Annotated in this window: 1 protein-coding gene and 1 pseudogene; both read right to left on the reverse strand. The window is 31.5% G+C overall.

All coding sequences use genetic code 11. From position 1 onward, the window contains the following. Positions 1-663, reverse strand: a pseudogene (locus RCF13_RS00660) (hypothetical protein); the annotation flags it as partial. Next, a partial coding sequence (locus RCF13_RS00665; RefSeq protein WP_308140715.1) for a LysM peptidoglycan-binding domain-containing protein occupies positions 663-807 on the reverse strand: 145 nt, incomplete at its 5' end. The pseudogene RCF13_RS00660 and the gene RCF13_RS00665, both read right to left, overlap by 1 nt.

Here is an 807-nt window from a genome sequence, read left to right on the forward strand (position 1 = left end):
ATTGCTATCTTTAACAACGTAAACATCCCTTACACCTGTTTTTTCATTGTCTAAAGCTAACTTAATTTGATTGTAATAGTTATCATCAATACTAATGGTGTGAGAATAGCCATGCACTAAACTATTATCACCTAGAGCCAAATTTAAAGTTAGTTCTTCCAGATCCTTAAGCTCTATAGCTCCAAAATTATCTCTTAGACAGTACTTTTTACCAGTAGCCATAAGGTTATCTGAAATAGCTGTATAAACTATATCTAGCCAAGTCTTATCCCATTGAGCAGAAGTCGGAAGTATAAATTTAGTATCGGCCAAAGCTCCTGTCTTTAGATTAAAGTAGTTACACATCTTTTTTACTACATTTGTTACCGTTTCCTTTTCTACGACAATAGTATCTTTAGTTTTACAGTATCTAAGCTGGTCATAAGCAATTACTGTTATTTCCTTACTTTCATTTCTTTCAACTTTGAAAACATATCCTTTAAATATCTTCTCATTATCATATTTAAAGCTGATTATACTTCCATTAGTTATTATTAAATCATCATTCAAATAACTAAACTCAAATTTAGAGCATCCATCGTTAAATCGTTCATTTAGTTTCACTTTAGTTACTAGCTGTGATATTTCATAAATTTGTCCGTTTGTTTCGACTATAAATTCCATCATGGTATCACCAACTTTTGTCCTGGATATATGAGATTCGGATTCTTAACTTTATCTTTGTTTGCAGCATGGATTTTAGGCCATTTTGCACCATTGCCATAGTATTTTTTAGCAATAGCCCACAAACTATCGCCACTTTTAACT

Source organism: Stenotrophomonas maltophilia group sp. RNC7 (assembly GCF_030910085.1).
Classification (GTDB): Bacteria; Pseudomonadota; Gammaproteobacteria; order Xanthomonadales; family Xanthomonadaceae; genus Stenotrophomonas; species Stenotrophomonas sepilia.